Genomic DNA, 12,971 nt, shown 5'->3' on the forward strand with positions numbered 1-12,971 from the left:
GCGGCACAGGGATGGCGCCGGGCGTCCTGCCGTGTCGGCCTCCGACCGGGCGGGCCCTCGGGCCGGGCTCCTCGGACCCGGTTCGCCTCGGATCGGGCGCTGCTCAGACCGGACGCGCGAAGCAGAGCACCGCATCGTCGCCGACGTGGGCTCCGAAGCCGTCGATCGCCGTGAAGCCGAGCGCCTCGGCCGCTGGGGCGAGCTCCGGCGCGGCGGCCAGGCGCAGCGTGCGGATCCGCTGCACCCGCGCCCACGACTCCGCCGCCGCGACGAGCCGTCGGGCGACTCCCGTGCGCCGGTGGACGGAGGCGACCACGAGCTCCAGCACCTCGGCGAAGTCGTCCGGGCCGGGAGCGAGCACCAGCACGCCGGACGCCGCCCCGTCGATCCGGGCGATCAGGACGCGGGCGTGCGGGGGCGGGACCGCGGCGAGGAGGCCCTCCGCTCCGGCTGCGTCCTCGAGGCGGACGACGACTCCGCTCACGAGCCCAGGTGGGCGCGGAGGAACTCGACGACCCGAGCACGCAGAGCGTCGTCGAGGAGCGCGATCGAGTGCAGCGAGCCGGGGAGGACGAGGAGGTCGACGCTCGAGCCCGCTCCGCGCAGCGCCTCCGCGAAGCGGGTCGACTGGCTGAGCGCGACCCGCTCGTGCGCCGCGTGCGCGATGAGGAACGGCGGCTCGGAGCCGTCCACCTGCGCGAGGGGCGAGGCGGCGGTCGCAGCGGGGCAGGAGGCGAGGTCCGCGCAGTCGAGGTAGCTGCGCACGGCGGCCGCGACTCCGACAACCGGGTCGTCGTCGGCGAGGCCGGCGGCGCTGAGATCGGAGGGACCGCTCAGCTCGACCACGGCGGCCAGGCGCGACGAGGTCGACGGCAGCGTGCCGAGCAGAGAGGCGAGGTTGCCGCCGGCCGAGCCGCCGAAGGCCGCCACCCGCTCCGGATCGATGCCGAAGCGCGCGGTCTGCTCCGGCTCGAGCAGCCAGTCGAGGGCGGCCGTCACATCGTCGAGCTGCGCGGGGAACACGGCGGCGGGCGCGAGGCGGTAGTCGACCGAGACGGCGACGAACCCCTCCGATCCGAGCCACTGGCAGATCGGGCGCCAGTTCGCGTCGGCCTTGCCTCCACGGGCCCAGCTGCCGCCGTGCACGACGAGGACGGCGGGCCGCGGCTCCGCCGACGGGGCAGGGGAGGAGCAGACGTCGACGCTCTGCCCGGTGCTCGCGTCGTAGACGACGTCGGCCGTCACACTCACGCCGGACCAGTCGGGTGCGGGTGCCGCTCCGAGCGCCTGCGCCACCGGCTCCGAGACGGGAGTGGTGCTCGCGCAGCCCGAGAGGAGGAGTGCGAGGGCGGCCAGGACCGTGGCGACGCGTCGCGGGGATCGGGTGGGCTCGCGCATGAGTGCGATCAGCGTACGGGGTGCCCGGCGCCCCGGATGCGGCACCCCCGCGATCAGGGGGTGCCGGGCTCGCGCTGCAGACGGACCAGGACGACCCCCGCGACGATCAGCGCGCCGCCGCCGAACTGGATCGGCGCGGGCAGCTCGCCGAGGATCAGCCACGCGGCCGCGATCGAGAACAGCACCTCCGTCAGCCCGACGAAGGAGGCTATCCGCGTGCCGAGACGGCGTCCGCCCTCGATCCCGAGCAGATACGCCAGCACCGTCGACATGCCGAGGATCACGCCCGCGGGGAGGAGCCAGCTGACCTCCGCTCCGACGAACACCACCTCTCCGAAGGTCGCGCGCAGCGGTGTGACGCCGAGCGCCCCGAGTGCCAGCAGGATCGCGGCGCCGACCGTCATCGCCCCCGCCGTGAGCGCGATCGGCGGCAGCTCCGGATCCACTCGACCGGCGATGACGTAGTAGACGCACAGGCCGAGCGAGGCGGTCAGCGCCCAGGCGATGCCGACCAGCTCGGGGGTCGACTCGCCGGACAGGTCGAGCACGAGCACCAGGCCGCCGAGCGCGAGAGCGGAGCCGGCGAGGGTGAAGCGGCCGGGGTGCCGGCGGGTGCGCGCCCAGGCGAGGAGGACGAGGAACACCGGCGCGAGGTACTCGATCAGCAGGGCGACGCCGACCGACATGTGCTCGATCGCGCTGTAGAAGCAGAGCTGCGCGGCGATCACGGCGAAGACTCCGTAGAGGGCGATCGTGCCGAGGTTGCGGCGGAGCACGGGCCAGCGGCCGCGGAGGGACAGGATCGCCGGGATCGCGAGGATCAGGGCCGCGCCGCCCGCCCGCCAGAGGACCGCGGACGCCGGCGTCCAGCCCGCCTCGAGGAGCGGCTTCACGAACGGCCCGCCCAGACCGAACGCCGCCGACGCGGCCAGCGCCGCGACGAGGCCCGAGCCGAGGCGCCGTGCAGGCGCGGGCGCGCTCGCGGCGGGGAGGGTGACGGCGGCGGTGCTCTCGGCGGTCATGGTCGGCTCCTTCAGGAGTCAAAAGGATTACACTCGTGACAGCGAGCTGATCGCACACTACTGAGCCGCACTGTCAGGAGTCAACATGGTGTTCGCCTATGACGTCGAGGCGTCACTGACCTCCACCGCCACCCTCGTCAACACGCTCCCCGAGCTGTCGCCGTCCGGCGAGGACGAGATGGCGACGATCGAGCAGCTGGACGACTTCCTCCTCGAGAACCGGTACACGGGCAGCCGCGACGGATCGACCGAGGAGCTGGAGGCCGTGCAGTCGATCCGCTCCTCCCTCCGCACCCTCTGGCTCACGCGGGCCGAGGAGGACCTCGTCCCCGTCGTCAACGGGATGCTCGACTCCGGCCGCGCGCTCCCGCAGCTGGTCCGGCACGGACCCTACGGCTGGCACCTCCACGCGACGCGCGACGAGAGCCCGCTCGCCACCCGCATCCTGGTCGAGGCCGCCATGGCGTTCGTCGACGTGATCCGCGGCGACGAGCGCGAGCGGATCCGCGTCTGCGCGGCGGAGGACTGCGAGGCGGTGCTCGTGGACTTCTCCCGCAACCGCTCGAAGCGCTACTGCGACACGGGCAACTGCGGCAATCGCGCGAACGTGGCCGCGTACCGGGCCCGGCGGGCGTCGCAGTAGCGGACGGGCGGTCGTTGCGCGCGGGCGCGCGTCGATCGTGCTGCGGCTCGGGGCCGGGGGGCTGTTGCGGGGCGACTCCGCGGGGGACCGGTTGCGGAGGTGCGCGGCCCCCGGGCTTCGCGGCTCCCGGGCTTCGCGGCTCCCGGGCTTCGCGGCTCCTGGCTTTCGCGGCCCCCGACCTGAGCGGCTCCTGGCCGCACGTCTCCCCGCCCTAGCCAGGCTCCGGGGCCGCGTGTAGACTCGCTCGGTCGGCTCTTGACACCGTGCGTTCTCGTGCGGATGGGTTTGTTAGTCAAGTGGGCCGAGTCTCCGACAGTCGTCGTGAGACGAATCACATGTGTGAATCGGCCCCGGTCAATGACTCGCCCGGGTTCTCCCCCTGCTGCCCCGCAGCAGTCCAGCGCACGGACGCCCCTCACGACGGGGCTCCTCCGGCGTCGCCTCCTCGCGCACGACCTGAACCCAGGAAGAACTGCCATGCCCAAGAACAAGAAGCCCGCCGGCGGACGTCCGGCCAAGAACTTCGAGCCCAACCGCTTCGGCGCCTCGAGCGGCAAGTCCCAGCTCGGCGGCCGCTCGCGCTTCCCCGGCGCCAAGCCGGGCTCGCGCAGCGAGGGCCACCGCGGATTCCGCGCCGTCGACGAGAACGCCCCCAAGAAGGCGCGCTGGAACGCCGACGAGCGCGCCGAGCGGGCCACCGAGCGCGCCGATCGGCCCGCCCGCGGGTACGACCGCGACGAGCGGCCCTCTCGCGGCTACGACCGCGACGCGCGTCCGGCCCGCTCGAACGACCGTGACGAGCGTCCGGTCCGCGGGTACGACCGCGACGCACGCCCGGCGCGCTCGAACGACCGCGACGAGCGTCCGGCGCGTTCCTACGGGCGCGATGAGCGTCCGGCGCGTTCCTTCGATCGCAGTGACCGTCCGGCCCGTTCCTTCGACCGCGATGCGCGTCCGGCGCGCTCGAACGATCGCGACGAGCGTCCGGCGCGTTCCTACGGGCGCGATGAGCGTCCGGCGCGTTCCTTCGACCGGAGCGACCGCCCGGCCCGTTCCTTCGACCGCGATGCGCGTCCGGCCCGCTCGAACGACCGCGACGATCGTCCGGCCCGCTCCTACGGACGCGACGACCGTCCGGCCCGCACCGGCGACCGCGACGAGCGCCCCTCGCGCGGCTACGACCGCACCGAGCGTCCCGCCCGCTCGTTCGACCGCAGCGACCGCCCGGCCCGCTCCTTCGACCGGGACGCGCGTCCCTCGCGCGGCCACGACCGCGGCGACCGCCCGACCCGCTCGTTCGACCGCGACTCCCGGCCCTCGCGCCGCGACTCCGGCTCGGACTTCTACCCCAGCCGCGACGCCCGTGCGCCGCACCAGGCCGACGACGTCGTGCTCGAGCGCCTCGAGGCGACCGCCACGCTCGCCGTCGACGTCGAGGGCGTCACCTTCGGCGACCTCGGCCTGGGCGGGAACATCGTCCGGATGCTGACCGAGCTCGGAGCGGCCGCGCCGTTCCCGATCCAGGCCGCGACCATCCCCGAGGTGCTCGCCGGCAAGGACGTCCTCGGACGCGGCAAGACCGGCTCCGGCAAGACCATCGCCTTCGGCGCCCCCGTCGTCGAGCGGCTGATGGAGAACAACGGAGCGAAGGGCCGCAAGCCGGGCCGCGCTCCGCGGGCGCTCATCCTCGCGCCGACCCGCGAGCTCGCCATGCAGATCGACCGGACCATCCAGCCGATCGCCCGCTCCGTCGGCCTGTTCACGACGACCATCTACGGCGGCGTCCCCCAGTACAAGCAGGTCGGAGCCCTCCAGCGCGGAGTCGACATCGTCATCGCGACGCCGGGCCGCCTCGAGGACCTCGTCGAGCAGGGCCGCCTCGACCTCTCGAACATCACCATCACGGTGCTCGACGAGGCCGACCACATGTGCGACCTCGGCTTCCTCGAGCCCGTGCAGCGCATCCTCCGCCAGACCGCCGACGGCGGCCAGCGGCTGCTGTTCTCGGCCACGCTCGACAAGGGCGTCGCGACGCTCGTGGACGAGTTCCTGGTCGAGCCGAGCGTCCATGAGGTCGCCGGCGAGGACCAGGCGTCCTCGACCATCGACCACCGCGTGCTCCTGATCGAGCACCGCGACAAGGCCGAGATCATCGAGCAGCTCGCCGCCCGCCAGGGCAAGACGCTGATCTTCGCCCGGACCCGCGCGTTCGCGGAGCAGCTCGCGGAGCAGCTCGACCACGCGGACATCCCCGCGACGAGCCTCCACGGCGACCTCAACCAGTCGCGCCGCACCCGCAACCTCGCACTGCTCACCAGCGGACGCGTGGACGTGCTGGTCGCGACGGACGTGGCCGCGCGCGGCATCCACGTCGACGACATCGACCTGGTGATCCAGGCCGACGCTCCCGACGAGTACAAGACCTACCTCCACCGCTCCGGCCGCACCGGTCGCGCGGGCAAGACGGGCACGGTCGTGACGCTCATCACGCGCAACCGTCGCCGCCGCATGGAGGAGCTGCTCGACCGGGCCGAGATCGAGGCCGAGATGATCGAGGCCCGCCCCGGCGACCGCGTCCTGCGCGAGATCAGCGCCCCGGCCGAGTAGCCGCCGACCGCACGACGACGAGGCGCGGACCCCCTGCATCGGGGTCCGCGCCTCGTGTCGTTCGTGGTGAGTGCTGTGGTGCGGAGTGACGGCGAGTGCCGGGTCGTGGTGACCCTCCGACTCCGCACTGCGCAGGGCTTTGCGCTGTGCGGCTTCCCGTGGGGCGGCGCTGCGTTGCGCGACTCTGTGCTGGACGACTCTGTGCTGGACGACTCTGCAGTGCCCGGCTTCGCGGAGGGCTTCTGCACGCACGAACGCCGAAGGGCGGACACCGCGAGGTGCCCGCCCTTCGGCGTGTTCACCGGCCGGAGCCGGTGAGGGGAATTAGCTGGCCGGGGGGGTCAGCACGGTGTCGATGAGGTAGACGGTCGCGTTGGCGGTCTGGACGCCACCGCAGATGACGGACGCGTCGTTGACCTTCAGGTCGTCGCCGGAACCGGTGACGGTGAGGTTGCCACCCTGGACAGTGGCGTGGTCGCCGGCGATCGCGTCAGGGGCGATCTGGCCGGGGACGACGTGGTAGGTCAGGATCGAGGACAGCGTGGCGGCGCCCTCGGGGGTCTTGAGGGAGTCGACGGTCGCGGCGTCGAGCTTGGCGAACGCGTCGTCGACCGGGGCGAAGACGGTGAACTCGCCGCTGTTCAGCGTGTCGACGAGGTTGACGTCGGGGTTGAGGCCACCGGAGATCGCAGCGGTCAGGGTGGTGAGCAGCGGGTTGTTCGACGCGGCGGTCGCAACGGGGTCGAGCGACATGCCCTCGACCGAGCCGGCGCCGTCCGGGACCTGCTCGGCGTAGGCGGCACAGCCGGGGCCGACGAGGTTCGCGGCCGGGTCCATGGTCGCCATGGGGGTCGAGGAGGCGGAGGCCGACGAGGTGGCCATCGGGGTCGACATCTCGGTCGCCGCGTCGCTGGCGGCGGTGGTCGAGCCGCTTCCGCTCGAGCAGGCGGTGAGGCCGAGGGCGGCGGTGCCCAGCAGGGCGAATGCGGCGAGGGCGGAACGCTTGGTGGATCGCATGGGATTACTCCTTCGTGAGACGGCCCCCACGTGATGCGGAGGACCTGTTCTGTGTGGACCGTGTCGCGGCCGTTGACATGTGTTCGGAGCCCTCCCTGCGGGGGTTTGGATTTCTTTCGGTGATCTAGGTAACGGCTTCGTAACGGCAGGGAACCGGGACGGCGGGGAGCTGCTCCGCCGCGTCGATTACCCTGGAGACGTCGCGCGCACGCGTCGACGCGACGACGAGAGGACGGGCGAGTGCAGACCCGAGGTGCACGAGTGGCTCGCGGCGTCGCCGCCGCTCTCGCCGCGACCGCCACGGCCGCCGCCTCCCACACGCTCGCGGGCGCCGAGACCCCCGCTCCTGCCGTGCTCGCCCTCGCCGCGGCGTTCGCCGTCGTCGTCTGCGTCCTCCTCTCGGGGCGCCGTCCGTCCCTTCCCCGGCTGACGCTCTCCGTGCTCCTCAGCCAGATCGCGTACCACGGCCTCTTCCTCATCACGGGCAGCGGTGGGGAGGTGAGCGTGGTCGGGACGACGGGCACCGGCGCGCACTTCCACGACGGGTCGACCATCGAGCTGATCGCCGGCGGAGGCGGACACGCGGCCCACGCTCCGCTGATGCTCGTCGCCCACCTCGCTGCGGCTGCCTTCACGATCGCGGCGTTCCGGTACGGCGAGCGCCTCTTCTGGACGCTGGGAGCAGGCCTCCAGCGCGTCGTCGTACGGATCGTCGCCCGCGCGTCCGCGGTCGCGCTCCCGTCGGCACCCGGCGTCTCGATGACGGGCACCCCCGAGCCGCGGGCGCCCCGTTCCCTCGACGCGGTCCTCTCGATCCTCCGGCACCGCGGGCCGCCGCTGCGGGTCCTCCGCGCCGCCTGACGCCCCTCCCGTGCGGGAGCGGCTCCGGTCGGCGCCTCCGCATGCACCGCGAACCCGCGCTGCGTCCAGAACTCCCGGCCCCGCGCCGGATCTCCCCCGAGGACACGACCGTCATGACCCGTTCTTCTTCTTCTTCTTCTTCTTCCTTCTCGCGGCTCCGCCTCGTCGGCAGCGGCGCACTCGTCGCCGCCGGATCGATCGCGCTCGCTGTCGCCGCGCCCACTGCGGCCAGCGCCCACGTGACCGCGGCGGCGAGCAGCACCGCCGCCGGCTCGTACACGGTGGTGACGTTCTCGGTGGCCCACGGCTGCGAGGGCTCGCCGACGACGGGACTCACGATCACGATGCCCGACGGCATCAACTCGGTCAGCCCGACGATCAACCCGAACTGGGACGTCGTGAAGAACGAGGTCGCAATCGCCGACCCGGTCACCGACTCCCACGGGAACACCGCGACCAAGCGGGTCTCGGACGTGGTCTACACGGCGAAGACGCCCCTCGCCGACGGCTACCGCGACACCGTCGCCCTCCAGCTTCAGCTCCCCGAGGACGCAGCCGGCTCCACGCTGGAGTTCCCCGTGCTGCAGACGTGCGAGACCGGCAGCACCGCCTGGGACCAGCCGACCGTCGACGGCCAGGACGAGCCCGAGCTGCCCGCTCCCACCGTCGCGGTGACCGCGGCGGAAGCGGGGTCCGGCCACGGGGGCGGACACGACGACGACGGCGACGGTGACGACGCGGTCGCGACCACCGCCTCGGCGACGACGGCCACGAGCGGCGACGACGTGCTCGCCCGCATCCTCGGAGTCGGCGGGCTCGTCGTCGGCGCGGTCGGCGTGGCCGTCGGGCTCGCCTCCCGCCGCCGCGGACCCCGGGCGTCGGCGTGACCCGTCGGAAGGCCCTCGTCGCCGTTACCGCGATCGGGCTGCTCGGCTCGATCGCGGTGGCGGCGCCCGCCAGCGCGCACAACTACCTCGTCTCGACGACTCCCGCTGCGGACTCGACCGTGACGGAGCAGCCGGGAACGCTGGTGCTGACGACGAACGACGACCTGCTCGTCCTCGGGACGGACGGAACGGCGGCGGCTCTGCGCGTCGTCGGGCCGGACGGGCTCTACTACGGCGACGGCTGCGTCAGCGTCGTCGGGCCGGAAGCGTCGATGCCGCTCGAGCTCGGCGCGGCGGGGGAGTACGAGGTGACCTGGCAGGTCGTGTCGACCGACGGGCACCCCGTGTCGGGCCAGTACGCGTTCGACTGGGCGCCGGCCGACGGGACCGCGCTCGCCGACGGGTCGGACTCGGTCCCGGACTGCAACGGCACCGTCGCGGTCTCAGGAGGACAGGCCGAGTCCGCCGACGAAGCGCAGGCGACGTCCGGATCGGACCCGGCACTCCTCGGGGACGTCCTGTGGATCGGCGGCGCTCTCGCCGCGGTCGCCGCCGCCATCGGAGTGACGCTCCTCGTGCTGCGACGGCGACCCCGCGACTGAGGCTCGTGAGCCTCCTGGGGTGGCGGTCGGTCAGTTCAGGAGGCTCGCGAGGGGCCCTTCACCGAGACCGGTGAGGACGGCCGCCGCGTCCTCGTAGACGGCGACGGCTCCGGCCTCGCGGAGTTCGTGCTCCGAGGTTCCGCCGGAGAGGACTCCGACCGTTGCCAGGCCCGCGCGCTCGGCTGCCAGGACGTCCCAGGTCGCGTCGCCGACCATGACGGCGCGGTCGACGGAGACACCCGCGCGGTCGAGCGCGATAGAGATCAGGTCGGGTGCTGGCTTGGCGGTGGAGACGTCGGCGCCGCTGGTGACAGCGTGGACGGACCCGCCGAAGTCGAGGACGTCGAGAAGCACGTCCAGCTCGTTCTGCGGTGCCGAGGTGGCGAGGACGACGTGGACGCCTCGACCGACGAGCGTCGCGACGAGCTCGCGAGCTCCCGGAAGTGGAACGATGCGTGCTGTCGTCTCGGTGTAGTTCTTGGTGTGCAGCGACTTCACCAGTGCGCGCTGCTCCTCCTTCACTTCGTCCTCGAGGAGCATGTCGAGCAGCTCCGACGAGTCTGCGCCGATCGCTCGTTGGATGCGCCAGGCGGGCACGACGAGGTCGGCCTGCCAGAAGGCGCGCGACCACGCCTCGACGTGGAGGAAGTTCGTGTCGGCGAGGGTCCCGTCGATGTCGAAGAGCACCGCGGAGGTCCCCGTCGTCGCGTCTTTCCTGTCCTTCGTTCCTGCCATGTCGCTGCCCCTCTTGTCGCTTCCGCGCCTATCGGCCCGTGCCGTCCACGCTACGCGGGCGCGCCGAAGCGGGCCCGCCCCTTGACCTGCCCGTCCACGCCACCCGACCTGCCCCTTGTCACGGCCCGCCGGTCCCGGTCGGATCGTGTCCGCCCTCCGTCCCGTTCCCCGGCTCCCCGGGCCGGGTGACATGCTGCCGTCCCGTCGGGCTCGTCCAGTGCAGCGTGCCGTCCGGCTCCTGCCGGTGGGTCCAACCCGTGGTGTGGCGGAGCCGGTGGTGGTGTCGGCAGAGGTGCGCGAGGTTGTCGGCCGACGTGGTGCCTCCGTGGTGCCAGTCGTTCGTGTGGTCGACGTCCGCGTTGCGGGTGCTGCGGGTGCATCCCGGGAACCGGCAGGTCCCGTCGCGGTGCTGGAGGTGGCGACGCAGGTCCGCCGGCACTCGGTAGGAGTCGCGTCCGACGGAGAGGACCGCTCCGCTCTCCGGATGGGTGAGCAGCCGCGTGAACGAGGGAGCACCTGCTGTGAGACGCCGCGCGGTCTCCGGATCGACGGGTCCGTATCCGTCGAGGACGGCGGGCTGGTCGGACCGCCCGAGGAGGGTCAGCGCCGGCACGGTCACCGCGACTTCGGCGCGCACTCCCGCCGGCATCGACGTGCCGTCTCCGTCGGCCGATGTCTCCCCGTCGACCAGCAGCGCAGCGGCGATGTCTGCGCGGAGCTGGCCCAGCGTCCGCTCCTCGTCCGGCAGATCCGCGAGGGAGCGGGCGGCCCGGTCGATCCTGTCCATCGCGCCGAGCACATCGGGAGCTGCGGTGTAGAGGTGCAGGATCGCCATCCCGTCGTCGAGGCCCTCCACCCAGAGCGCGCGACGACGGGCGCAGTCCCGATGACGTTCGCTGAGCGTCTGCGGGTGCAGCCGTTCCCGGAGCGACCGGAGGGCGCGTCGCAGCTGGGGCGGCGTGCAGGCGACCGCGATCGTGGCGGCCTCCTCGTCGAAGCGCCCACGGACCTCGGCGGGGACGTCGAGCGCTCCTCGCACCACGAGTCGCGCGTGCTCGGGGGAGAGCGCTCCGTCCGCGAGTGCGCGCAACGTCGCCGGGAGGTCGTTCACCAGCAGGCGTGCCTCGTCGACCAGTGCAGAGGCGTGCGCCTCCGAGACCCGGAGTCTCGTCGCGAGCTCCGCGATCAGCGCCCGGTGCGCCGCCTCCGCCCGATCCACCTGCACCTGGACGTGCTCGCCGGCGAGCGCCGCCGGTGCCGCCATCGCGAGGCGGCGTGCCTCCTCGACTGCCCGGTACCGGGATGCCTCGACGGCGGACCGCTCAGCGTGCCGTGAGCCGGCGAGCGCGAGCGCCTCCGTGAGCGCGTCGTCTACTGTCGCCGATTCCTTCATGCCCTGATCTCACCGGACGAAGTCTCGCCGTAGGCCTCGGGAGCGCCGTTTCATCGGACAGCATCGCGAAGAACCGTCTGTGGAGGAGCGTCGCCCCCCTCACACCTTCCGCGGCACCGTGAACACGGTCTCCACTCCGGCCGAGTACAGCACCGAGTCCGGCGCGCGCGTCGCCAGCCCGGGGAAGCCCGCGGCGTCGAGCAGCCCGTCGTCGAGCGCGAGCAGCTCCGCGCGTCGCAGCGGCCACGGCCGGTGCAGGTTGCGGCCGTACCAGGTGGAGCCCAGGTGGCGCTCGTGGTAGGCCCAGCGTGCGGTGAGGAACGAGCCGAGCGGGTCCTCGTCGACCGGCTCGCCCGGGCGGACGACGATCCGGGAGCGGGCGGCCGAGTCCGAGTGCCGGATCGTGTCGTAGATCACCGCGCCGTGGCGGTGCTCGATGCTCATCCGGGCCCAGCGGTAGGGGAGCCCGAACACCGCCTGCGCGGTGAGCACGGGAAGGAGGTGGGAGGCGTCGAGCGAGACGAACACGACTCCGCGTCGTCCCTGCTCGTCGACGGAGTAGAGCCGGACGTTCACCTCGGGGAAGGTGCCGAGCCAGGGCACCCGCGGGCCGCCGAGGAAGGCCGTCCGCGAGAGCCGGAACGGGATCAGGCCCACCCAGGAGGAGCCGTCGTGCTCGTCGGGCCTCGTCCCGGCCGGGAGGTGGGGCGCCACCAGGGCGGGGTCGACCCGCCAGTGCAGGAACGTCGCCTCGGTCCAGCGCTGCTTCAGGATGCGCGGTCCGCCGAGCGCGGGCGCGGAACGGGTGACGGGTTCGACGGAGCTCACGCGCCCATCGTGCTCCGGTGTGCTGCGAGCTCGCCCGTGCAGGCGCGCTCAGCGGCGCGCGGCGAGGGCCTTCAGTGTCTCCAGCACCAGGGCCACCGGTGCGGAGGAGGCGGCGGAGTTCCGCACGACGGCCTCGAGGGAGCGGACAGGCCGGGGACGGACGACGGGCACGGCGCGGACGCCGTCCGGCAGGCGGTGGGCCGCGAGCTCCGGCAGGACCGTCACGCCCATGCCCGCGGCGACGAACGCGGCGGCGGTGATGTGGTCGTTGGCCTGGACGTGGAAGGGCGGCGCGAACCCGGCGGCGGCGCAGGCCTCCACGACGTTCCGGCGGCACCAGCCGGTGGGCAGGTCGTTGTCGACCCAGCGCTCGTTCGCGAGCTCGGCGAGGTCTATCTCGCTCCGTGAGGCGAGCGGATGACCGTCGGGCAGGACGACGAGGTAGGGGTCGTCGAGGAGGTGGTGCGCCGTGAATCCGGGGGCGGTCGGCTCGGAGGAGGCGACGAGGAGCTGCACGTCGGGGCGCGCTCCGAGGTCGTCGTCGAGCTCCTCTCCCAGGCGCAGATCGAGGGCGAGGCCGGGGAACGCGGCGGTCAGCCGGCGGGCGACCTCCGGCATCCAGGCGCTGCCGACGGAGGCGAAGTACGTCACCGAGAGGCGGCCGGAGCGGCCCTCGCGCAGCTCCTCCACCACGGCCTCCGCTTCGGCGAGGCGCTCGAGGACGCGGTCCGCCTGGGCGGCGAGGGCGCGTCCGGCTGGGGTCGGGCGGACGCCGCGGCCCACCCGCTCCAGCAGGGTCAGTCCGGTCTCGCGCTGCAGAGCGGAGAGGTGCTGGCTGACGGCGGAGGACGTGTAGCCGAGGCCGGAGGCGGCTCCCGCGATCGAGCCGGAGGCGACGACGGAGCGGAGGATGCGGAGCCGGTGCACGTCGAGCATGAGACGACCGTACAGTCCGGCTGAACGATCCGACAGTGAACG

Annotated in this window: 13 protein-coding genes; 5 read left to right on the forward strand and 8 right to left on the reverse strand. The window is 73.2% G+C overall.

The window, feature by feature from the left end; genetic code table 11:
- Positions 1-103 precede the first annotated feature (103 nt).
- From C5D09_RS11590 to C5D09_RS11600, 3 genes are read right to left on the reverse strand one after another with little or no spacing between them, the layout of a single operon-like run.
- Complete coding sequence (locus C5D09_RS11590; RefSeq protein ID WP_104269361.1) at positions 104-484, reverse strand: GNAT family N-acetyltransferase; 381 nt, start codon at positions 482-484, stop codon at positions 104-106.
- The gene (locus C5D09_RS11595; protein ID WP_104269362.1) at positions 481-1,398 is read right to left on the reverse strand and encodes an alpha/beta hydrolase; all 918 of its coding nucleotides are present in this window, start codon (positions 1,396-1,398) and stop codon (positions 481-483) included. Before C5D09_RS11595 ends, C5D09_RS11590 begins: the two co-directional genes overlap by 4 nt.
- Before the next feature lie 53 nt (positions 1,399-1,451).
- On the reverse strand, positions 1,452-2,420 hold the full coding sequence (locus C5D09_RS11600; RefSeq protein WP_104269363.1) for a DMT family transporter: 969 nt from the start codon (positions 2,418-2,420) through the stop codon (positions 1,452-1,454).
- Positions 2,421-2,505: 85 nt separating this feature from the next.
- On the opposite strand from C5D09_RS11600, the gene C5D09_RS11605 reads away from it, so the two are divergent.
- Together C5D09_RS11605 and C5D09_RS11610 are read left to right on the forward strand one after the other, a co-directional pair.
- A complete protein-coding gene (locus C5D09_RS11605; protein ID WP_104269364.1) occupies positions 2,506-3,063 on the forward strand; it encodes a CGNR zinc finger domain-containing protein in 558 nt (185 codons plus the stop codon).
- 477 nt (positions 3,064-3,540) lie between these two features.
- The gene (locus C5D09_RS11610; protein ID WP_104269365.1) at positions 3,541-5,670 is read left to right on the forward strand and encodes a DEAD/DEAH box helicase; all 2,130 of its coding nucleotides are present in this window, start codon (positions 3,541-3,543) and stop codon (positions 5,668-5,670) included.
- A 324-nt stretch (positions 5,671-5,994) separates the two neighbouring features.
- On the opposite strand, the gene C5D09_RS11620 is transcribed toward C5D09_RS11610, so the two are convergent.
- Positions 5,995-6,687, reverse strand: coding sequence for a fasciclin domain-containing protein (locus C5D09_RS11620; RefSeq protein WP_104246890.1), 693 nt, complete (start codon positions 6,685-6,687; stop codon positions 5,995-5,997).
- A 261-nt stretch (positions 6,688-6,948) separates the two neighbouring features.
- Between C5D09_RS11620 and C5D09_RS11625 the strand changes: the two genes are divergently transcribed.
- The 3 genes from C5D09_RS11625 to C5D09_RS11635 are packed head-to-tail and all read left to right on the forward strand — an operon-like array spanning position 6,949 to position 9,037.
- Entirely contained in the window at positions 6,949-7,548 is a 600-nt protein-coding gene (locus C5D09_RS11625) for a hypothetical protein (protein WP_104260386.1), read from the forward strand.
- 41 nt (positions 7,549-7,589) lie between these two features.
- Entirely contained in the window at positions 7,590-8,435 is an 846-nt protein-coding gene (locus C5D09_RS11630; RefSeq protein WP_104269367.1) for a YcnI family protein, read from the forward strand.
- Positions 8,432-9,037 (forward strand): copper resistance CopC family protein, encoded by a 606-nt coding sequence (locus C5D09_RS11635; protein WP_104223827.1) that lies wholly within the window; start codon positions 8,432-8,434, stop codon positions 9,035-9,037. Before C5D09_RS11630 ends, C5D09_RS11635 begins: the two co-directional genes overlap by 4 nt.
- Before the next feature lie 30 nt (positions 9,038-9,067).
- Here C5D09_RS11635 and C5D09_RS11640 read toward each other — a convergent pair whose 3' ends face one another.
- From C5D09_RS11640 to C5D09_RS11655, 4 genes are all read right to left on the reverse strand, one after another.
- Entirely contained in the window at positions 9,068-9,772 is a 705-nt protein-coding gene (locus C5D09_RS11640; RefSeq protein WP_104246886.1) for an HAD family hydrolase, read from the reverse strand.
- A 118-nt stretch (positions 9,773-9,890) separates the two neighbouring features.
- On the reverse strand, positions 9,891-11,165 hold the full coding sequence (locus tag C5D09_RS11645) for an HNH endonuclease signature motif containing protein (protein ID WP_104269368.1): 1,275 nt from the start codon (positions 11,163-11,165) through the stop codon (positions 9,891-9,893).
- A 99-nt stretch (positions 11,166-11,264) separates the two neighbouring features.
- On the reverse strand, positions 11,265-11,993 hold the full coding sequence (locus C5D09_RS11650) for a YqjF family protein (protein ID WP_104246884.1): 729 nt from the start codon (positions 11,991-11,993) through the stop codon (positions 11,265-11,267).
- Between the two features lie 48 nt (positions 11,994-12,041).
- Positions 12,042-12,929, reverse strand: coding sequence for a LysR family transcriptional regulator (locus tag C5D09_RS11655; RefSeq protein WP_104269369.1), 888 nt, complete (start codon positions 12,927-12,929; stop codon positions 12,042-12,044).
- Positions 12,930-12,971 lie beyond the last annotated feature (42 nt).

Origin of the sequence: Rathayibacter sp. AY1C9 (assembly GCF_002932315.1) — a bacterium.
Lineage (GTDB): Bacteria > Actinomycetota > Actinomycetes > Actinomycetales > Microbacteriaceae > Rathayibacter.